Origin of the sequence: Enterococcus sp. HMSC078F03 (assembly GCF_001811595.1) — a bacterium.
Taxonomy (GTDB): Bacteria; Bacillota; Bacilli; order Lactobacillales; family Enterococcaceae; genus Enterococcus; species Enterococcus faecalis.
In genome coordinates, this window is the sequence record NZ_KV805602.1 from 194,752 (window position 1) to 215,549 (window position 20,798).

The 20,798-nt window shown below is 37.7% G+C and carries 16 protein-coding genes and 1 tRNA gene; 13 read left to right on the top strand and 4 right to left on the bottom strand.

What is annotated here, in order from left to right; all coding sequences use genetic code 11:
* The first annotated feature begins 11 nt into the window (after nucleotides 1-11).
* Entirely contained in the window at nucleotides 12-3,545 is a 3,534-nt protein-coding gene (gene nifJ / locus HMPREF2810_RS13615) for a pyruvate:ferredoxin (flavodoxin) oxidoreductase (RefSeq protein WP_010815213.1), read from the top strand.
* A gap of 36 nt (nucleotides 3,546-3,581) precedes the next feature.
* Here the strand turns inward: nifJ and HMPREF2810_RS13620 are convergent, their stop codons facing one another.
* On the bottom strand, nucleotides 3,582-4,997 hold the full coding sequence (locus HMPREF2810_RS13620; RefSeq protein ID WP_002385738.1) for a Ktr system potassium uptake protein D: 1,416 nt from the start codon (nucleotides 4,995-4,997) through the stop codon (nucleotides 3,582-3,584).
* 369 nt (nucleotides 4,998-5,366) lie between these two features.
* Here HMPREF2810_RS13620 and HMPREF2810_RS13625 point away from each other — a divergent pair, with 369 nt between their 5' ends.
* The 8 genes from HMPREF2810_RS13625 (at nucleotide 5,367) to HMPREF2810_RS13660 (ending at nucleotide 13,125) form a co-directional block, all read left to right on the top strand.
* A complete protein-coding gene (locus HMPREF2810_RS13625; protein ID WP_002356617.1) occupies nucleotides 5,367-6,884 on the top strand; it encodes a flavocytochrome c in 1,518 nt (505 codons plus the stop codon).
* Between the two features lie 226 nt (nucleotides 6,885-7,110).
* Entirely contained in the window at nucleotides 7,111-7,695 is a 585-nt protein-coding gene (locus HMPREF2810_RS13630) for a thymidine kinase (protein WP_002356618.1), read from the top strand.
* Between the two features lie 11 nt (nucleotides 7,696-7,706).
* The gene (prfA, locus tag HMPREF2810_RS13635; protein ID WP_002384180.1) at nucleotides 7,707-8,780 is read left to right on the top strand and encodes a peptide chain release factor 1; all 1,074 of its coding nucleotides are present in this window, start codon (nucleotides 7,707-7,709) and stop codon (nucleotides 8,778-8,780) included.
* A complete protein-coding gene (prmC, locus tag HMPREF2810_RS13640; RefSeq protein ID WP_002384181.1) occupies nucleotides 8,773-9,606 on the top strand; it encodes a peptide chain release factor N(5)-glutamine methyltransferase in 834 nt (277 codons plus the stop codon). Before prfA ends, prmC begins: the two co-directional genes overlap by 8 nt.
* A 43-nt stretch (nucleotides 9,607-9,649) precedes the next feature.
* Nucleotides 9,650-10,672 carry an L-threonylcarbamoyladenylate synthase gene (locus HMPREF2810_RS13645; protein WP_002384182.1) on the top strand — a complete coding sequence of 341 codons (1,023 nt, stop codon included), beginning with the start codon at nucleotides 9,650-9,652 and terminating at the stop codon, nucleotides 10,670-10,672.
* 75 nt (nucleotides 10,673-10,747) lie between these two features.
* Entirely contained in the window at nucleotides 10,748-11,986 is a 1,239-nt protein-coding gene (glyA, locus tag HMPREF2810_RS13650; RefSeq protein ID WP_002356623.1) for a serine hydroxymethyltransferase, read from the top strand.
* Nucleotides 11,987-12,117: 131 nt separating this feature from the next.
* Nucleotides 12,118-12,747: a uracil phosphoribosyltransferase gene (upp, locus tag HMPREF2810_RS13655; protein WP_002356624.1), complete on the top strand. Its 630-nt coding sequence runs from the start codon at nucleotides 12,118-12,120 to the stop codon at nucleotides 12,745-12,747.
* A 105-nt stretch (nucleotides 12,748-12,852) separates the two neighbouring features.
* A complete protein-coding gene (locus tag HMPREF2810_RS13660) occupies nucleotides 12,853-13,125 on the top strand; it encodes a membrane protein (protein ID WP_002356625.1) in 273 nt (90 codons plus the stop codon).
* A 73-nt stretch (nucleotides 13,126-13,198) separates the two neighbouring features.
* Here the strand turns inward: HMPREF2810_RS13660 and HMPREF2810_RS13665 are convergent, their stop codons facing one another.
* On the bottom strand, nucleotides 13,199-13,435 hold the full coding sequence (locus HMPREF2810_RS13665; protein ID WP_002381528.1) for a hypothetical protein: 237 nt from the start codon (nucleotides 13,433-13,435) through the stop codon (nucleotides 13,199-13,201).
* Between the two features lie 158 nt (nucleotides 13,436-13,593).
* Here HMPREF2810_RS13665 and HMPREF2810_RS13670 point away from each other — a divergent pair.
* A tRNA-Thr gene (locus tag HMPREF2810_RS13670) sits at nucleotides 13,594-13,666 on the top strand.
* A gap of 48 nt (nucleotides 13,667-13,714) precedes the next feature.
* Here the strand turns inward: HMPREF2810_RS13670 and HMPREF2810_RS13675 are convergent.
* Together HMPREF2810_RS13675 and HMPREF2810_RS13680 are read right to left on the bottom strand one after the other, a co-directional pair.
* Nucleotides 13,715-14,041: an AzlD domain-containing protein gene (locus HMPREF2810_RS13675; protein WP_002398013.1), complete on the bottom strand. Its 327-nt coding sequence runs from the start codon at nucleotides 14,039-14,041 to the stop codon at nucleotides 13,715-13,717.
* Nucleotides 14,028-14,735 carry an AzlC family ABC transporter permease gene (locus tag HMPREF2810_RS13680; RefSeq protein WP_002379698.1) on the bottom strand — a complete coding sequence of 236 codons (708 nt, stop codon included), beginning with the start codon at nucleotides 14,733-14,735 and terminating at the stop codon, nucleotides 14,028-14,030. Before HMPREF2810_RS13680 ends, HMPREF2810_RS13675 begins: the two co-directional genes overlap by 14 nt.
* Before the next feature lie 213 nt (nucleotides 14,736-14,948).
* Between HMPREF2810_RS13680 and HMPREF2810_RS13685 the strand changes: the two genes are divergently transcribed.
* From HMPREF2810_RS13685 to fss2, 3 genes are all read left to right on the top strand, one after another.
* Nucleotides 14,949-15,500 (top strand): helix-turn-helix domain-containing protein, encoded by a 552-nt coding sequence (locus HMPREF2810_RS13685; RefSeq protein ID WP_002384184.1) that lies wholly within the window; start codon nucleotides 14,949-14,951, stop codon nucleotides 15,498-15,500.
* A gap of 112 nt (nucleotides 15,501-15,612) precedes the next feature.
* Nucleotides 15,613-16,944: a hypothetical protein gene (locus HMPREF2810_RS13690; RefSeq protein WP_002384185.1), complete on the top strand. Its 1,332-nt coding sequence runs from the start codon at nucleotides 15,613-15,615 to the stop codon at nucleotides 16,942-16,944.
* Nucleotides 16,945-17,119: 175 nt separating this feature from the next.
* Nucleotides 17,120-20,798 (top strand): fibrinogen-binding MSCRAMM adhesin Fss2 (fss2, locus tag HMPREF2810_RS13695; protein ID WP_070635621.1); only part of this gene is annotated, 3,679 nt, incomplete at its 3' end.

The following is a 20,798-nucleotide window of genomic DNA, read 5'->3' on the forward strand; positions in this document are numbered from 1 at the left end:
AAGGTGAAAAAATGAAAAAAACAATGGATGGAAACACCGCAGCGGCTTATATTTCATATGCGTTTACAGAAGTTGCCGCTATTTATCCTATCACACCAAGTTCAACAATGGCTGAGTTGGTAGATGAATGGGCGGAAAGTGGTTTAAAAAATATTTATGGTCAAAAAGTTCAAGTTATTGAAATGCAATCAGAAGCTGGGGCAGCGGGAGTAGTTCATGGTTCGTTAAAAACAGGTGCGTTAACCACTACTTATACTGCTTCACAAGGTTTACTGTTGATGATTCCCAATATGTATAAAATCGCAGGAGAATTGCTACCTTCTGTGTTCCACGTGGCGGCTCGGGCAGTAACGACAAGTGCATTGAGTATTTTTGGTGACCATGGCGATGTGATGGCTACCCGCCAAACAGGTTTTTGTATGTTAGCAGAATCGAGTGTCCAAGAAGTAATGGATTTGTCGGCAGTTGCTCATTTAGCTAGCTTAGAAGGTAGTTTACCTTTTGTAAACTTTTTTGATGGTTTTAGAACGAGCCATGAACTACAAAAAATCGAAGTGATTGATTATGATGACCTGAAAGAAATGGTGAATCAGGAAGCTGTAACTCGTTTTAGAATGGGAGGCATGAATCCTAATCATCCCACTGTTTCAGGGACCGCTCAAAATCCTGACATTCATTTTCAACAAAGAGAAACAGTCAATAAAAATTACGAAGAAATGCCAAAAATTGTTCAAAAATACATGAAAAAAATTAACAATCTTCGTGGAACAACGTATGATTTAACCGATTATTATGGGGTTGAAGATGCAACAGAAGTCATTATTTCAATGGGGTCGGCTTCACCAGTAATCAAACAAACAGTCGATTATCTCAATCAACAAGGACGCAAAGTTGGTTTTATCAATATTCATTTATATCGTCCATTTCCTACCGAAAACCTTCTTGAAAAATTACCAGCTACAGTAGAAAAGGTTGCGGTTTTAGATCGAACAAAAGAATCAGGAGCCGAAGGGGAACCGTTATTGCTAGATGTTCAAAGCGCTCTCTATCAACATGAAAATCGTCCAATTGTGATTGGTGGACGTTATGGGTTAGGTTCTAAAGACGTAGCGCCTAATCAAATTAAAGCGATCTATGACCATTTGTTATTGCCATTTAAAGAATTAAAACAACGCTTTACGGTAGGGATCGTTGATGATGTAACCTATCAATCATTGCCAGAAGAACCTACTTTAGATTTAACGCCAGATACTACCTTCCAAGCAAAATTTTGGGGCTTTGGTTCTGACGGAACTGTGGGAGCAAACAAGCAAGCGATTAAAATTATCGGAGATCATACCGACCTTTATGCACAAGCTTACTTTAGTTATGATTCTAAAAAATCAGGCGGTTTAACCGTTTCGCATCTGCGTTTTGGTAAAGAGCCAATTACTTCCACGTATTTAATTGAACAAGCAGATTTCATCGCTTGTCATAATGCTTCCTATTTGCATAAATACGACCTGTTAAAAGGTTTAAAAGATGGCGGAACGTTTTTACTGAATACTATTTGGGATCAAGAAAAGGTTCATCGTTTATTACCGGCTAAGTTAAAAAAATATATTGGGGAGCACCAAATCAAATTTTATATTATCAATGCGGTTGAGTTAGCTCGCAAAGTAGGCTTAGGCCGTCGGATCAATACAGTGATGTCTACTGCCTTTTTTGAAGTAACAGATATTTTAACGAAAGAGCAATATTTACCGTTACTTAAAGAAGAAGTGAAAAAGACTTATGGAAAAAAATCAATGGAAATTGTTGAAAAAAATTACCAAGCGATTGATGCTACTTTTGAATCGCTGCAAGAAATCGTAGTTCCAGAAGATTGGGCAACCATTGTTTTAGAACCAGAAAATCAAGAGTCGGAAGCTCCAGCTTTTGTGACAAATATTTTAGAACCAATCAATCGTCAAGAAGGGGATCAGCTGACCGTTTCAGATTTGATTGAAAACGGAATGAAGGGCGGTGCCATTCCTATGGGCACTGCGGCTTATGAAAAACGTGGCATTGCGTTAGAAGTGCCTGAGTGGCAAATGGATAAGTGTACGATGTGTAATGAATGTGCCTTTGTTTGTCCACATGCGGCTATTCGACCGTTTTTAGCGGATGAAGAAGAACTGAAAGAAGCACCTGCAGGTTTTGCCATGCGCGAAATGCGTGGCACAGATGGGTTGATGTATCGTATCCAAGTTTCTTTAGAAGACTGTACAGGTTGTGGTCTTTGTGTTCAGGCATGTCCCGTGAAAGACAAGGCGATTTTAATGAAACCTTATGAAACTCAGAAAGAGCAAGCGATGAATTGGGCCTTTGCGATGACTCTTAAACAAAAAGCCAACCCAGTCAAAAAACTTTCTGTTAAAGGTTCCCAATTTAACCAGCCATTGATGGAATTTTCAGGTGCTTGTGAAGGCTGTGGCGAAACACCTTATATTAAGTTGTTGACGCAACTATTTGGTGATCGAATGATGATTGCTAACGCAACAGGCTGTTCATCAATTTGGGGTGGTTCGTCACCGGTGACGCCTTATACAACGAACGAATGTGGCCAAGGACCAGCTTGGAGTAATTCGCTGTTTGAAGATAATGCGGAATATGGTTATGGTATGTATATTGCCAATCGAACGAAACGTCAACATTTAGCTAGTCTGGTTGAAGAAAGTCTTGCTAAAAACGTCGGATCAGATTCACTTCAAGCCTTGTTAAATGATTGGTTGGAACACATGGCTGAAGGAGAAGGAACACAACAGCGAGCCACCAAACTAGCGGCAGCATTAAGTGAAGAAGCCGATGAAGATCCACTTTTAACAAAAATTTACGAACAAAAAGATTTACTAGTGAAAACGAGTCAATGGATTGTCGGCGGCGATGGCTGGGCCTATGATATCGGGTTTAGCGGCATTGATCATGTTCTTGCTAGTGGGGAAGATGTTAATATTTTTGTTATGGATAACGAAGTGTATGCCAATACAGGCGGACAAACATCTAAAGCTACACCAGCTTCAGCCATTGCCAAATTCTCAGCGGGTGGGAAACATACCTCTAAAAAAGATTTAGGGATGATGGCAATCACTTATGGGAATGTCTATGTTGCACAAGTGGCTTTAGGCGCAAACTCAATGCAAACGATTAAAGCAATTGACGAAGCGGAGCGGTACCTAGGCCCATCAATTATCATTGGTTATACCCCATGTATTAATCACGGGGTCAAAGGTGGAATGGTTCGGACGTTAGATCAAGCCAAAGAAGCCGTTGAATCTGGCTATTGGCCACTTTATCGCTATAATCCAGAGTTAGTTAAGAAAGGCAAAGATCCGATGGTCATTGACTACAAGAAAACAGATTTTGACAAAATGCGTGATTTCCTTGAAAAACAAACACGTTACTCTGCGTTGCATACAATTAAAGAGAATCAAGAAGTAGTCGAACATTTACTTGATAAAACTAAAGAAGATGCAATTGAACGCTCTGAAAGTTATAACAAACTAGCCACACATATGAAAAAATAAAAAAACAAAGCCTCTTCCTTGAGAGGCTTTGTTTTTTTATCCAATAATAATTTTTTCTGAAGGGTATTCGTAGCCTAAGTCACGTGTTTCTTTTGGTACAAAAATCATTAAGGTATAAAGCATACCAATACGTCCAATAAACATTAATAAGGCAATCATTAATTTACCTACTGTTGTTAAATCGTCTGTAATGCCCAAAGAAAGACCGGTTGTCCCAAAGGCAGAAGCGACTTCCACAATGATTGAAATCAAGGGCAGATTTTCAGTTGCTGACAAAAAGACGACAGCGAAAAAGCACATAATCAAAGATAACATGAAGACGACAATCGATTTTTTGACATCATCGTCATCTATTTTACGGCTAAAGACGCTAATATCATCTTCACTTTTTAAAAAGGCTAACAAATACAAGCCAATAATCGCAACAGTCGTTGTTCGAACACCACCACCAACAGAGCTAGGACTACAACCAATAAACATTAACACAGAGAAAATAATCAATGTTGTAATTTGGAAGTCCCCTAAATCATTAATTTGGAGGCCAGCGTTTCGTGTAGTCATCGAATAAAACATCGAACTTACCCAACGGCCACTTTCATTCATTGTCAAAAATAGGTGATCTTTTTCTAATAAGTAAATCAAAATAGTCCCACCAATAAACAGAACAATAAACGCTAGCAAAGCAATTTTACTAAACAATGAGAAGCGGAAAGGCAAGCCTCGTTTCTTCTTACGAAAGTTCTTTTTCTTAAAATGTAACCACTCATGAATTTCCAGTAAAACGGGAAATCCAATTCCGCCGATAAAAATTAAGAACATAATTGCCAGTAAAAAGAGATAATCATGAGCAAAAGGAATAATTGAATCACCTGAAATATCAAAGCCTGAATTAGTCACTGCAGAAATAGCTTGATAAAATCCATAAAATATCGCATCTCGCCAGTTTGTATAATAACCACTTATATAAAAATAAAGCGAAAAGAGCGAGCCGAAGATTACTTGGAACCAAATTAAAATCAAAAAAGTGGTGCGGATCAGTCGAACAATTCCGCTCAGTCGTGGCTGATTCATGTCAGTCATAATTAACTGACGTTGCTTTAATGTGATGCGCCGTTTTGATAAAATAAAAAAGACCGTTGAAATCATCATAATCCCTAAGCCACCAACTTGGAAAAGAACCTCCAATAAGACAATCCCACGATCATTAAAAACCGAATTAATATCGACTGTGGTGAGTCCAGTAACACTGACTGTACTGATTGCTAAGAAAAATAAATCAATAAAAGGAACATGCGAGTCAGGTTCTCTGAAAATAGGGAGGCAAAACAATAAATAAGAAATAACCGTCATTAATATGTAATAAGCGACGATGATTTGAATAGATGAAAAATTTTTGCGAATAAATCGATCGCTTTTTCGCTGTGCCAGCCACAGCAAACGTGTATGGTTCACTAGATAACCTCCCAATTCTAATTAAACTAAGTATACCAAAACTTTTCGCCTCAAACGAATAATTCTGCCAGAAAATCCTTGAAATGACAAATAAAAATAAGAAATTCGTTAGAAATAATTGGAAAACATCCACAAACAAGCGAGAACATGATATTTTATGAAAGAATAGAAAAATAGGTTGTTCCCCAAACAACTTATTAATAATTGGTCAGTTTGTCTAACGATACAACTTTAAAAAGTAGTGGTAGCTTTTTTATTTCGGTTGATATGTGAATGTGTTCACTTTATGTAACAAACTGTTATTTTTATTCAAATGAAAAATAAAAAATTGTGTTGGTAGAAATCAATAGTTTATAAGGTGGGAAAACAATGAAAAAAGTGTTAATGGGAGTTCTTTCCCTAGGGTTATTATTAGGTGCAGCAACAGGTTGTACAAGCGATCAAGAAAAAGCCGCTGGTAAAACAAAAGCATCTTCTGAAAAAACAGAAGCAACATCTGGTGCCTCTGCTAATGGTTATACAGATCCAAGTGAACTAAAAGACAGTTATGATGTTGTTATTGTTGGTTCAGGTGGTGCGGGGATGACCGCTGCATTACAAGCCAAAGAAGCTGGCATGAATCCAGTTATTTTAGAAAAAATGCCTGTTGCAGGTGGGAATACAATTAAATCGTCTTCAGGAATGAATGCTTCACAAACAAAATTCCAAGAAAAAGAAGGCATTAAAGATAGCAACGATAAATTCTTTGAAGAAACACTAAAAGGTGGTAAAGGAACCAACGATCAAGAATTACTACGTTATTTTGTTGATCATTCAGCTGAAGCAATTGATTGGTTAGATACAAAAGGAATTACATTGAGCAATTTAACGATTACAGGTGGAATGAGCGAAAAACGCACACACCGACCTGCTGACGGATCAGCAATTGGGGGCTATCTAGTTGACGGTTTAGTACGTAACGTTCGCGAAGAAAAAATTCCATTGTTTGTTGATGCTGACGTGACAGACTTAGTTGAAGAAAACGGTCAAATCGATGGCGTAAAAGTGAAAATGAAAGATGATAAAGAAAAAACAGTTAAAGCAAAAGCAGTCGTTGTCACAACAGGTGGTTTCGGTGCCAACGAAAAATTAATTACACAATACAAACCAGAATTGAAAAACTATGTTACAACGAACCAAGAAGGCACAACAGGTGACGGTATCCAAATGATTCAAAAAGTTGGCGGTGCGTTAGTGGATATGAAAGAAATTCAAATTCACCCAACTGTTCAACAAAGCGATGCTTTCTTAATTGGTGAAGCAGTTCGTGGAGAAGGCGCAATCTTGGCTTCTCAAAAAGGAGAACGTTTTGTTAATGAGTTAGATACACGTGACAAAGTTTCTGCAGCAATCAATGCCTTACCAGAAAAATCAGCTTATTTAGTCTTTGACCAAGGCGTTCGCGACCGTGCAAAAGCCATTGATTTCTATGATCAAAAAGGTTTCGTGGAAAAAGGTGAAACGATTGAAGAATTAGCTGAAAAAATTGGCATGCCTGCCGATACATTGAAAGCAACGATTGATACTTGGAACCAAGATGTTAATGCCAAAGATGACAAACAATTTGGCCGGACAACTGGCATGGAAGCTGACTTAAGCACAGCGCCTTACTACGCAATTAAAATTGCACCAGGGATTCACCACACAATGGGTGGCGTGAAAATCAACACGAAAACAGAAGTTTTACGTGAAGATGGCACACCAATTAAAGGTCTATATGCTGCTGGTGAATTAACAGGTGGCTTACATGGTCAAAACCGTATCGGAGGCAATGCCATCGCCGATATTATCATTTATGGTCGTCAAGCAGGTACGCAATCAGCAGAATTTGCCTCTGCTCAAAAATAACTAGCATTAAAAAGTCTGAAATTGTAGTCAAATAACTACAATTTCGGGCTTTTTTATTGCATACTAGCAGGATCATTAGTTGGAGCATAAAAAGCCCTGCTAAAATGACTTTGGCGTAGATTCTGTTTTTTTCAGAAAAATGCACGACCATTTTAGCTAAAAATACTGCTTTTTTGCTGAAAATATAGTAAAATACGTAAGGAACTAACGGAAAGGTGTAGTGAACATGGCTCAATTATTTTTCAAGTATGGCGCAATGAACAGTGGTAAAACCATTGAAATCTTAAAAGTAGCACACAATTACGAAGAACAAGACAAACCAGTTGTTTTGATGACCAGTGGACTAGATACACGTGATGGTGTCGGGAAAGTATCCAGTCGCATCGGATTACGCAGAGATGCTATTCCAATTTTTGAAGAAACCAATGTCTTTGACTTGATTAATGATTTGTCTTACAAACCTTTTTGCGTATTAGTCGATGAATGTCAATTTTTAAACAAGCATCATGTCATTGAATTTGCACGAATTGTTGACGAATTAGATATTCCAGTAATGGCATTTGGGCTAAAGAATGATTTTAGAAATGAATTATTTGAAGGCTCAAAGTATTTACTTTTATATGCAGACAAATTAGAAGAATTAAAAACGATTTGCTGGTTCTGTCATAAAAAAGCAACTATGAACTTGCACTATATTGATGGCAAACCCGTTTATGAAGGGGATCAAGTCCAAATTGGTGGGAATGAAGCCTACTATCCTGTTTGTCGCAAACATTATTTTCATCCAAAAACAGTGAATGAAGAACAGTAAGGAGAGACACTATGTACGATCAATTACAATCTATTGAAGATCGCTATGAGGAATTGGGCGAATTATTAAGTGACCCAGCAGTCATTAGTGATACAAAACGTTTCATGGAATTATCGAAGGAAGAAGCTAATACACGTGAGACGGTTGAGGTTTATCGCCGATATAAACAAGTTGTTGAAGGGATTAGCGATGCCGAAGAACTTTTAAGTGAAAACTTAGATGCGGAAATGGCCGAAATGGCGAAAGAAGAACTTTCTGATTTGAAAAAAGAAAAAGAAGTGTTAGAAGACCGCATTAAAATTTTATTATTACCAAAAGACCCAAATGATGATAAAAATATCATCATGGAAATCCGTGGTGCAGCCGGTGGCGATGAAGCCGCACTTTTTGCTGGCGACTTATTTAATATGTACCAGAAATATGCAGAAGCACAAGGGTGGAAAGTGGAAGTTTTAGAAGCGAACGTCACTGGAATCGGTGGATATAAAGAAGTAATTATGATGATTTCAGGAGATAACGTCTTTTCAAAATTAAAATATGAAAGTGGCGCTCACCGCGTGCAACGAGTTCCTTCAACAGAATCACAAGGACGGATTCATACATCGACAGCAACCGTTGTAGTTATGCCAGAAGCCGAAGAAGTCGAAATCGAATTAGCTGATAAAGATATCCGTGTCGATATTTATCATGCAAGTGGCGCTGGTGGACAGCACGTCAATAAAACCGCTTCGGCTGTTCGTTTAACCCATTTACCAACAGGAATCGTGGTCGCAATGCAAGATGAACGTTCACAGCTAAAAAACCGTGAAAAAGCAATGAAAGTTTTGCGTGCTCGTGTGTATGACCAAATTCAACAAGAAGCACAAAGTGAATATGATGCTAACCGTAAATCGGCGGTGGGGACCGGAGATCGTTCAGAACGAATCAGAACGTATAACTTCCCACAAAATCGAGTAACGGATCATCGTATTGGTTTAACCATCCAAAAACTAGACCAGATTCTTGCTGGTAAATTAGATGAAATCATTGATGCATTAGTCTTATATGATCAAACATCGAAATTAGAAGAGATGCAAAATGGCTAAACGTTACTTTGAAGTCCTTAACTGGGCTTCTTCTTTTTTAGAGGCGCAAGGCAAAGAAGGCTATGCTATTCACTATGTTTTTTTAGAACGTAAAGGTTGGGATAAAACGCAGTGGCTCCTGCATATGCAAGAAGAAATGCCTAAAGAAGAAGAGGAACAATTAAAAACGGATTTAGCCCAATTATTGACAGATTACCCAGCACAATATTTACTAGGACAAGCTGAATTTTATGGACATTCCTTTATTGTTAATGAACATACTTTGATTCCTAGGCCAGAAACAGAAGAATTAGTCGAGCGTTGCTTAAAAGCCAACCCAGATACTCCTTTGACGGTCGTGGATGTCGGAACAGGGACAGGTGTCATTGCGATTAGCTTGAAACTGGCACGGCCCAACTGGCGAGTTATTGCCATTGATCTTTCAGAGGAAGCGTTGACTGTCGCTAAACAAAACGCGAAAGTATTAGGTGCTGACATCGAATTTTATCATGGGAATGGCTTACAGCCAGTTGCTTCTGAAAAAATTGATCTGCTTATTTCTAATCCGCCCTATATTAGTGAACAAGAATGGCATTTAATGGATGCAAGTGTCCGAACGTATGAACCTAAAACCGCTTTATTCGCTGAAAATAACGGTTTGGCTTTATACCAACAATTAATTCATGAAAGTCAAACGATGCTTAAAGCAGACGGTAAAATTTATTTTGAAATAGGGTTTCAACAAGGCGCGGCCCTCCAAGAATTATTGAGCGCCGCCTATCCACAAAAAACAATTAAAATTGAAAAAGATTTATCTGGCAACGATCGCCTCGCGATAGCCGAGTAACTAAGGTTCTTCGTCGCCACTTTTCTAGAAGGAGCGATTTGCAATGGAAACAAAAAAATTAACCAAACAAGAAATAGCCCAAGCAGCAGCAGCCATTCAAGCAGGCGAGCTAGTGGCTTTTCCAACAGAAACTGTTTATGGCTTAGGTGCCGATGCCTTAAATGAAGCGGCAGTAAAAAAAGTTTACCAAGTAAAAGGCCGCCCCAGTGATAATCCATTGATTGTTCATGTGAACAACGTTGAGATGGTCAAAAAATACGTGGCGACCTTACCAGAAGTCGCTACAAAATTGGTGTCTGCCTTTTGGCCGGGACCATTAACTTTAATTTTTAATGTGCCTAGCGATACATTTTCTAAAACAGTAACAGGTGGTTTAGAGACAGTCGCTTTTCGTATGCCAGATAACCAAGCGACCTTAGCTTTGATTGAACAAGCCAATGTTCCATTGGTCGGACCAAGTGCGAACACTTCTGGTAAGCCTAGTCCAACATCTGCAGAGCATGTTTATCATGATTTGCAGGGGAAAATTGCTGCCATATTAGATGATGGCCCAACGCAGATTGGGGTGGAGTCAACGGTCTTAGATTTAACGGCGGAAGATGGTGTGCCAGTTATTTTACGACCAGGAGCAATTACCAAAGAGCAGTTGGAAAGCATTATTCCTCAAGTGAAAATCGATACACATTTGATTAGTGAAACTGCAGCACCCAAAGCGCCAGGGATGAAATACAAACACTATTCTCCTGATGCGGAAGTTTGGATTATAAGCGGTCAAACAGCAGAATGGCAAGCGGCGATTCAGCAAGCAAAAGAACAACAGGAAAAAATCGGCTTATTTTTAAGTGATAAACAGGCAGCACAACTAGATACAGAAAATGTATTTGTTTATTCTTATGGTGCAGAAACGGTTGAAAATGCCACAAAAGAACTATTTGCAGGGTTAAGAGCGTTAGATGAGCAAGGAGCTACCACGATTTTTGCGCAAGGATTTGCAGAAACTGGTTTAGGCACTGCTTACATGAATCGCTTGAAAAAATCAGCTAATCAAAAATTTTTTGAAAAATAAGAGGTATTTGTAACGAAGCTGACACAGAAGTATGATACAATCAGACAAAAGAAAACAAAATGGAGTGTTGTTTGAATGGATTACAAAACGTATGACCCAGATTTATGGAATGCAATTGCAAGAGAAGAAGAGCGCCAAGAAAATAACTTGGAACTAATCGCATCTGAGAATGTTGTGTCAAAAGCAGTTATGGCTGCCCAAGGAAGTATTTTAACGAATAAATACGCAGAAGGTTACCCTGGCAAACGGTACTATGGTGGTTGTGAATTTATCGATATCGTAGAAAATTTAGCTATCGATCGTGCCAAAGAATTATTTGGTGCAAAATTCGCGAATGTACAAGCCCATTCAGGTTCTCAAGCCAATACAGCGGCATACCTTTCATTGGTTGAACCAGGTGATACCATTTTGGGGATGGATTTATCAGCTGGTGGTCACTTAACACATGGTTCGCCCGTTAACTTTAGTGGCAAAACCTATAATTTTGTCAGTTATGGAGTGGATCCTTCAACAGAAGTAATCGATTACGATGTCGTGCGAATTTTAGCAAGAGAACATCGTCCAAAACTAATCGTTGCAGGCGCAAGTGCGTATTCACGAACGATTGACTTCAAACGTTTCCGTGAAATCGCTGATGAAGTAGATGCCAAGTTAATGGTTGATATGGCGCATATTGCAGGCTTGGTAGCTTCAGGGTTGCACCCAAATCCAGTTCCGTATGCTGATATCGTAACAAGTACGACCCATAAAACATTGCGTGGTCCTCGTGGCGGTTTAATTTTGACAAATAGCGAAGAATTGGCGAAAAAAGTAAATAGTAGTATTTTCCCAGGCATTCAAGGTGGCCCGTTGGAACATGTGATTGCCGGAAAAGCCGCAGCTTTTAAAGAAGCATTGGATCCAAGTTTTGCTGAATATAGTCAGCAAGTGATTGCAAATGCGCAAGCGATGACGAAAGTTTTCAATCAAGCGCCAGAAGCTCGTTTAATTAGTGGGGCAACAGACAACCACTTATTACTGATTGAAGTGACAGGTTTTGGTTTAAATGGAAAAGAAGCAGAAGCTATTTTAGATAGTGTAAATATTACTGTCAATAAAAATTCAATTCCGTTTGAACAATTAAGTCCATTTAAAACAAGTGGTATCCGTATTGGAACGCCTGCGATTACTTCACGTGGTTTTAAAGAAGAAGATGCGGTAGAAGTTGCTAAATTAATCGTTCAAGTCTTAAAAGATCCAGAAAATACAGCAGTTCATGATGAAGTCAAAGCAGCTGTAGCAGCGCTAACTAAAAAATATCCATTATATAACTAACATCAGGGATAGCTGAAGCGCGATTCTCTGTACAAATAAGAGTCGGAGCTTAGGATTTAAGGAATTCAACTTGTGTCCTAGGCTCTTTTGTTTTACAATAAGAAAGAATAAAATAATGAAGGAGAATAGATATGGGAAAATTTCAAGTAATTGATCATCCGCTAATTCAACACAAACTAACAATGATTCGCGAAAAGAACTGTGGGACAAAGGTTTTCCGCGAAGTTGTCAACGAAATTGCTATGTTAATGGCTTATGAAGTATCACGGGATATGCCTTTAGAGGATGTTGTCATCGAAACACCGATGGGTAAATCAACACAAAAAACACTTTCAGGGAAAAAAGTAGCAATCATTCCTATTTTACGTGCCGGCATTGGCATGGTTGATGGGATTTTAGAATTAATTCCAGCAGCGAAAGTTGGACACGTTGGACTTTACCGTGATGAAGAAACGTTGCAACCACATGAATACTTCGTGAAATTACCTGAAGACATTGCAAGTCGTCAATTATTTGTTGTTGACCCAATGCTAGCAACAGGTGGTTCCGCAATTATGGCCATCGATTCATTAAAAGAACGTGGTGCTAGCAACATTAAATTTGTATGTCTAGTGGCCGTTCCAGAAGGTGTGAAAGCTTTACAAGAAGCGCACCCAGATGTAGATATTTATACAGCAGCTTTAGATGAGCGCTTAAACGAAGACGGCTATATCGTTCCTGGTTTAGGGGATGCTGGTGACCGTTTATTCGGAACAAAATAATAACAAAAAACCGTTAGATAACCGATTATGGTTACTAACGGTTTTCTTTTGCTTAAAGAACTTTTCTAGGTGTATAATAAAAAATAAAAAAACAAAGGAGGAGCTATGAAAAAGAATAAAAAAGTCTTACACGCTATCGCTGTGATTGCTAGTGTGATGTCAGTTTTGATGTATGTTTCATATATTCCACAAATTTATGGAAATTTACATGGGGAAAAAGGCAATCCGACGCAACCATTAGTGGCAATGATTAATTGTATTTTTTGGACGATTCATGGGTTATATGGAGACGATGGAGAAACACGAGATAAGTCCATTATTTTTGCTAATGTTCCCGGAATTATTTTTGGTTTTTTTGCTTTTATTACAGCATTATAGTTTCCGACGAATTGGAAAGTATTCCAATTCTGTACATAAAAAAGAGCGGGGGAAATTTCCCACGCTTGAAGAATTAAATCTTTTTCAATTGTTTGTAATTAATAACAATCACACCATTGCTATGCACCATTAAGTGATTGTTTTTTTGCGTTTCGTCAATTTCGACGACAGCGGCATTTTTTAATTGTTTCGTAACAACGCCTGTTTGTGGCTGTCCGTGAACAAGAAAAGTAACATGGGTGTCAACGGCGAAATCCTTACCAGCATCCGATGGAACAACAGGAGTAACCATACCATTAAAATTTGACATACAAAAAACCATCCTTTCTTGATATCTCTATTATACCACATTTTCAGAAAAAAGTTTGTAAAGTCGCTATTTGGCTTATTTTAAAGAGATTTTGTATAAATAAATAACAAACAGACTTTACAAATAAAGTAGAAAGTCCTATAATAGATTTGTTTCAGGCCAGCTTAGCTCAGTTGGTAGAGCAACGCACTCGTAACGCGTAGGTCACAGGTTCGATCCCTGCAGCTGGCATCTAAAAAACAGACAGGCACTACCATCTGGTAGTGCCTGTCTGTTTTTTTAGATGAAATTTTGGATTAGTGCAAATGAAGCAATGCCTACCAGTACAATAATCAATAAGTTTTTAGAGAGTATTGCGGCTAAAATGGTAGGAAATGAAGCGAATAAATAAGGAAGATTGAGGCTTGGTAAATGCCCTATTCTTTGTTCAAATAAGCTACTAAACCATAAGGCGGACATAATCACAATGGGAACAAAACTTAGATATTCTAATAATTTCTGCGGCAGACTGATTTTTTTTAAAAGTAAAAATGGCAGTATTCTTGAAAGCCAGGTTGCAACGGTACAGCCTAAAATTGTTAAAAAGAGATACTCAGAAGAAGGCATGTTTTATCATCACTCCTATTCCACAACCGATTAACGTGACAACTAAGACAATTAAATTACTGGGAATAAAAATTAGACCAATAGACATCAACCCAAAAGTAATCAGGACCATGATGAGTTGTAAAGCAATTTTCATGGAACGATCACTAATTATCTGCAGATAGAGTAAACCAATGAACATAGCCACGACCGCAAACTCAAGACCTAATGCTTGAGGATTTGCAATAAAGCGCCCTAGATAGGCACCGATGATCGTCGAAAAAAACCAAGTCGCATAGGAAATCAAATTGGCAGCATTAAACCACTCAAAACTTAAACGTCCTTTGGTGTGGTTTAATTTATTCATTCCTAGTGCAAAACTTTCATCCGTCAGTAAGGTTCCCAACCAGAGATTTTTACCGAGAGATTCGGCTTTAAAGTAAGGCGCAATGGTCATTCCCATAAGAATCATACGCGCATTTACTAAGAAAGTCGCTAACACAATAGATAAGATAGGGCTGCCACCAGTCAACATACTAACTGTTACAAACTGAGCAGATCCTGCAAAAATAAAAAACGACATCGCACTAACAATAAGAGGGGAAAAACCTGCTGCTTGTCCTACGATACCAAAAGCAATGCCAATACCAATATAGCCAAAAACCGTTGGCAAGGCTTCACGAATGCCAGTGCGTGCATCTAATTGGTGGTTCATTCTCTTTTTTTCCTTCTTTCTGTATAAAATTTAAACACGTGTGTCTGAAAATCTAGACCTTCGATAATGAGACACAACGAGCGAATGAGCGTTTTCATTATTAACCACTCCTTTTGAACAACTAAGATATATATTGTATAATACAATAAAGAATACTTTTGTTCAATATATTAAACTTTTAGATAATAAAAAGAAACAGAAGGAGCAACTATTTTGGAGATTAATACAATTATTGGCAATAATTTAAAAAAAATTAGACAAGAAAAAAAACTTACGTTAGATGAACTAGCTGGGATAACCGGAGTGAGTAAAGGGATGCTTTCGCAGATTGAAAAAGGAACCACTAATCCTACCATAAATACAATTTGGAAAATAAGTAATGGACTCAATGTTCCGTATACGTATTTATTAGAAGATGACTATGTTAAAGAAAATCCCGTGGTAAAAAAAACTGAGACGGTAACACAACATTCTGAAGATCACTCCTATCGAGTCTTTAATTACTACTCAGACAACCAGGAAAGAAATTTTGAACTCTTTCAGTTTGAATTAGATCCAGGGAAAAAGTATCAAGCTGTTGGGCATTCAAAACGTTCGACAGAATATGTCATGGTTATTCAAGGAACATTAGCTATTGAAGTGGGCGGTCAGAGATATCTTCTTCCAAAAGACGCTGCTATGTATTTTGATGCTAATCAAGTACACACGTATATAAATAACGGAACAGAGAAAGTCCAAGCAGTCGTCATTAACTATTATACGTAACAGTGGAAAATAGACATTAGGAAATTGCTACATCTGTTATTTTATGGACAAAAAAAGTAAACAATGCTACCCTAAAAATAATAGAAAATGAAAGATAAAAGAAGAGGTCAAAATGAATAAAAAAATTGAAAGTCTTGGTAATACAGCATTAAGTTTACTAAGTAATACGATTATTGTTGTGCCTTATTTACTTTACATTCAATTGAGTGATGGACACAACCTTCTAACAATTTTACCATTTGTCTTATTTTATACATTGCGTATGACAGGCATTTTTCTGGTTCGAGGAATTAATTTGTCTTTAACTAGTCTAGGTCTACTAAAGATTTCTCTATTGTTAGGCTTGGCAGGCTCCTTAATTGGGATCGCCGGCGCTTTTTCTTTCCCGCTTTATAGTATTTCAGGAATGTTGTTAGGACTTAGTGGGGCGTTGTTGCCACCAAGTAATCAATCAATTCGCTTTTTCTTGAAAGAAGAAGGTCAAAAAATTAGTCACAGCAATCTTTTAACGACAGTCTTATTGACCGCTGTTTTATTTGGCGCTTTATTTTTTAAAGCGACTGAGATTGGACTGGCGTTATTGGTGTACGCGCTCTATTTTCTGGTTGCTTTAGTAGCAATCAAGAGCTATCCTGTTTCATTAAACGAGCTAGAAGAAGAATCAGCAGAAGTTTCACGAAAAGAATTAATTCTGTTTGTTATCTTTTTTGTGTTATTACTTTTATTAAGAAGTGGTCGCTTATTAACGAATGCGGTGGAATTTGATTATGCGATTGTTGGCGCCTGCTGTTTCTTTGTGGTGGCTGTCCTTTTCGTTAGTCATTATGGCAAACGCGGCGCATATAAAGTATCATTAGAAATGAATCTTGCGACCTTGATTAACGGGATTGTGGGGAACTATTTATTTTTATTTGGTTCCATTTATGTTGCAGGGGTTTACGGCAGAGCTCATATGGGCATCTATCTCTATTTACCTTATGTTTTAGGGATGATTTTTGCAATGATTGCAGCTAGTAAAACGAAACAATGGTCAAACAACATACCAATGATTGGTCTGGCGGGAAGTTTGGGAATATTACTTCTTACTTCGTGGACTATTTTAGGCCTGTTTCTCTTGAGTTTTTTCAAAAGCACATTGAACAGCTTTTTAGCTAGGCGATATTATCAAGAGACAGATTTGCCTAAAGATAGCCGCATCCTTATCAAATATACAACACAAACAAAAGGGAGTTTATTCCATCAATTTATTTTGATGGCGCTTATGTTAGTCACTGTAGTAGGCAAAGGTGGTACGACACAATTTTTATTAGAATTGACTGGCGGCAAAGGCATTTCAATGCAAACAAGTCAATTTTTAACTTTCATTAAAAATAGTAACTCGCTCTTAGTGTTATTGTTTATTGCAGTTTATTTCGTGGTCGTTTTTCGCCAAAAGAAACGATAATTTACAAATATTCATAAAAAAATACTTGGAAAAACAGTGATTGTGGCTGATTTTCCAAGTATTTTTTTATGAAAAGCTGTTTTTTTTTTTCGAAGATTCAAAAAAAATTAATCAATTGTTTCATTTTTAACAAGCTATTATTAGGTTATATGAATTTTATTGAAAGGGGATTAGTATGAAGAAAAAAACTTTTTCTTTTGTGATGTTGAGTATACTTCTCGCACAAAATTTCGGGTTTGCCGTAAATGCCTATGCTGTAACAACGACAGAAGCACAAACAGAGACCACTGATACAGCAAAAAAAGAGGCAGAGTTATCGAACTCAACACCATCTTTACCTTTAGCAACAACGACTACTTCAGAAATGAATCAACCAACTGCAACAACTGAATCGCAAACCACAGAGGCGAGCACAACAGCTTCCAGTGATGCTGCTACACCATCTGAACAACAAACAACGGAGGACAAGGACACCTCACTTAATGAAAAAGCCCTACCAGATGTTCAAGCGCCAATTACAGATGAACTACTTGACAGTATGAGTCTTGCGCCGATTGGTGGAACAGAATACAGCCAAACAGAGGTTCACCGCGAATTAAATACAACACCGGTAACCGCTACGTTCCAATTTGCTGTTGGAAACACAGGTTATGCACCTGGATCAGTTTATACAGTTCAATTACCAGAACATTTAGGTTATTCAACTGTTAGCGGAGATGTGACGGGCATTGGCGCAACTTGGGCAGTCGATGCGGCGACCAAAACATTAAGTATTACGTTTAATCAGCGAGTTTCGGATACCTCCTTTAAAGTAGAACTAAAAAGTTATCTAACAACAGATTCGGAACCATTAATCAAAATTGAAACTCCAGGAAAAAATAAAAAAACCTACTCGTTTGATTTATATGAACAAGTGGAACCAATTCAATATAACGAACGAACCAGAACGACGGGGTTAGATGGCGAAATTTTTTATAATTTAGACCGGACGTTAACTGGCAATCAAACATTAGAATTATTAACAACAGAGACGCCAGGCGCTGTCTTTGGAAAACAAGATAACTTGGAACCTCAAGTTTTCAGTTACGATGTCGACATTAATGGTCAAATTTTACCAGAAACGCAAACCCTGTTAACACCTGGCAAAGATTATACATTAAGCGATAATTCACTCGGGCGGATTGCTGTAACTGTTCCAAACATGAATCAACAAAAAGCCTATTCTTTATCGATTAATCGAACAATTTATTTAGAGAGTGCTTCGGACTATAACTACTTATATTCGCAGCAGTATCCAACAACAAAAATTGGGTCAATTTCTTTGAAAAGTACGACAGGAACTAAACAAACAACCGATTTTACTGCTAAGACGAGTCAAACAAGTAAAGTAATTGCTGATCGTGAAATGCGTAGTATGTCCTATATCAGTTTTCAAAGCAAAGGGAAATATTATGTAACAATTTATGGCACGTTAACAGAAACAAAAGTGGGTCAACAAATCGTATTAGAGAGTACCAACGGTCAAGAAATTAAGAATCCTAAATTTACGGCGTATGGTCCTTTATATGAAAATGTAAAATTGGAAGACTATTTTGATATTAAAACTGAAGGTGGCAAGCTTACCTTAACGGCCACAAAAGATAGCTATTTAAGAATAAATATTTCTGACTTAACAATGGATTTTGACAAGAAAGATATCAATCTATCATTAAGTACACCTGTAATTGGTCCCAATAAAGCCATTCAATTAGTATCTGATCAATATATTGAACCAATTAGTGTTGTTAATCCTTTGAATGCTGAAACTGCTTGGGGTAATTATGATCAAAATGGTGCCTATTCATCAAGAACAACTGTCTCAGTTATGGGAAGCAAAGAGACACCGATTCAAAATTTAGAAATTAAAGTAAAGCATCCTAACTATCTTTCATTACGAGCTACAAAAGAAATTTATTTTTATTACAAGTTAGGAACGGATTATACAGTAACGCCAACGTCAGATGGCTCAGTTATTAAGTTCACTACGCCAATAACCAATGAAATCCAAATTCCAATAGGTTTTAATTATGTGCCAGATAGTTTGCCAAAAGATAAAAGTATCCCAGTCGATACGATACCGATAACAATGAGTGCTGAAGGTTTAACTCCAGTTGATACGACAGTAACTACTAATAGTAAGCGTGGTTCTGAACGAACACTTCAAAGTAGTAAAAATCAATTCCTTGTCAATGCACGAAATGATTCTTTTGACTCACTAAGCGTCCGTACAAAAATTCCAGCTGGCGCCGATGTTCTTTTTGACATTTATGATGTTTCAAACGATCAGGTAGATTCAATTTATCCACAATACTGGGACCGCGGTCAATACTTTGATAAACCAATGACACCAAACAGCCCTGGATATCCAACGATTACTTTTGACGAAAATACCAATAGTTACACGTTTGATTTTGGAAAAACCAACAAACGTTACATTATTGAGTATAAAAACGCCAATGGCTGGATCGACGTGCCAACTCTTTATATAACAGGGACAGCTAAAGAACCACAATCGAATAATAATGAAATGTCTGCTTCGGTTTCTGTTCAAAATGAAGCGTTAGACATTTTGAGTGCAACACAAGCGGCGAATCCAACATTAAAAAATGTAACAAAAACAACAGTAACAACAAAAAATATTGATAATAAAACACATCGTGTGAAAAATCCAACGATTGAATTAACACCAAAAGGCACAACCAATGCTCAAATCGATTTGAATTCTATTACCGTGAAAGGCGTGCCAGAAGATGCTTATTCATTAGAGAAGACTACAAACGGTGCGAAAGTCATTTTTAAAGACTATACATTGACAGAAAACATTACGATTGAATACAATACTGTCTCTGCAAACGCTGGCCAAATCTATACAGAAACAACAATCGACTCTGAAACATTGGACCAGATGTCTGCTAACAAGAAAAAAGTCACCACTGCACCAATCACATTGAAATTCTCAGAAGGCGATGCGGAAGGTATTGTTTATTTAGCAACTGCCACATTCTATACGCATAACATAGAGGATGAAAACCAAGCAATTGCGAAGGTTTCTTTTGAACTAATTGATAATGTCACGCATACAGCAACCGAATTTACAACAGATGAAAAAGGTCAATACTTCTTTGATGCCATCATGACAGGTGATTATACTTTGCGAGTAACGAATGTACCGCAGGAATATTCCGTGGATGAAGAGTATTTGACAGGAAAAGCCATTAAGCTGGTCAAAGGAGACAACCAACTAAAAATTCCATTAACTAAAACAATTGATCACAGTCGTTTACAAGTCAAAGATTCAACGATTTATGTCGGCGATAAATGGAAACCAGAAGATAATTTCGTTTCAGCAACAGACAAAACAGGCCAAGACGTTCCGTTTGAAAAAATCACTGTTTCAGGTCAAGTTGATACTAGCAAAGCAGGCGTTTATCCAATCGTTTACAGTTACGAAGGTAAAGAAGAAACAGCCCATGTGACCGTCAAACCCGACCAATCTAAGTTAGAGGTCAAAGATACAACGATTTATGTTGGTGATTCGTGGAAACCAGAAGATAATTTCGTTTCAGCGACAGACAAAACAGGTCAAGACGTTCCGTTTGAAAAAATTGATGTTCAGGGAACAGTAAATGTTGATAAAATAGGCGATTATGAAATTGTCTATAAAAATGGCACAAAAGAAGCGAAAGCAATCGTTCATGTCCGTGATGACAGTCAGTTAGAGGTCAAAGATACAACAATTTATGTGGGTGATAAATGGGAAGCAGAAGATAACTTCGTTTCCGCGACAGACAAAACAGGTCAAGACGTTCCGTTTG

Bases quoted from the DNA above. Each gene is read 5' to 3' on its own strand.
- nifJ (WP_010815213.1), top strand. From the start codon at position 12: ATGAAAAAAACAATGGATGGAAACACCGCAGCGGCTTATATTTCATAT.
- HMPREF2810_RS13625 (WP_002356617.1), top strand. From the start codon at position 5,367: ATGAAAAAAGTGTTAATGGGAGTTCTTTCCCTAGGGTTATTATTAGGT.
- HMPREF2810_RS13630 (WP_002356618.1), top strand. From the start codon at position 7,111: ATGGCTCAATTATTTTTCAAGTATGGCGCAATGAACAGTGGTAAAACC.
- prfA (WP_002384180.1), top strand. From the start codon at position 7,707: ATGTACGATCAATTACAATCTATTGAAGATCGCTATGAGGAATTGGGC.
- prmC (WP_002384181.1), top strand. From the start codon at position 8,773: ATGGCTAAACGTTACTTTGAAGTCCTTAACTGGGCTTCTTCTTTTTTA.
- HMPREF2810_RS13645 (WP_002384182.1), top strand. From the start codon at position 9,650: ATGGAAACAAAAAAATTAACCAAACAAGAAATAGCCCAAGCAGCAGCA.
- glyA (WP_002356623.1), top strand. From the start codon at position 10,748: ATGGATTACAAAACGTATGACCCAGATTTATGGAATGCAATTGCAAGA.
- upp (WP_002356624.1), top strand. From the start codon at position 12,118: ATGGGAAAATTTCAAGTAATTGATCATCCGCTAATTCAACACAAACTA.
- HMPREF2810_RS13660 (WP_002356625.1), top strand. From the start codon at position 12,853: ATGAAAAAGAATAAAAAAGTCTTACACGCTATCGCTGTGATTGCTAGT.
- HMPREF2810_RS13665 (WP_002381528.1), bottom strand. From the start codon at position 13,435: ATGTCAAATTTTAATGGTATGGTTACTCCTGTTGTTCCATCGGATGCT.
- HMPREF2810_RS13675 (WP_002398013.1), bottom strand. From the start codon at position 14,041: ATGCCTTCTTCTGAGTATCTCTTTTTAACAATTTTAGGCTGTACCGTT.
- HMPREF2810_RS13680 (WP_002379698.1), bottom strand. From the start codon at position 14,735: ATGAACCACCAATTAGATGCACGCACTGGCATTCGTGAAGCCTTGCCA.
- HMPREF2810_RS13690 (WP_002384185.1), top strand. From the start codon at position 15,613: ATGAATAAAAAAATTGAAAGTCTTGGTAATACAGCATTAAGTTTACTA.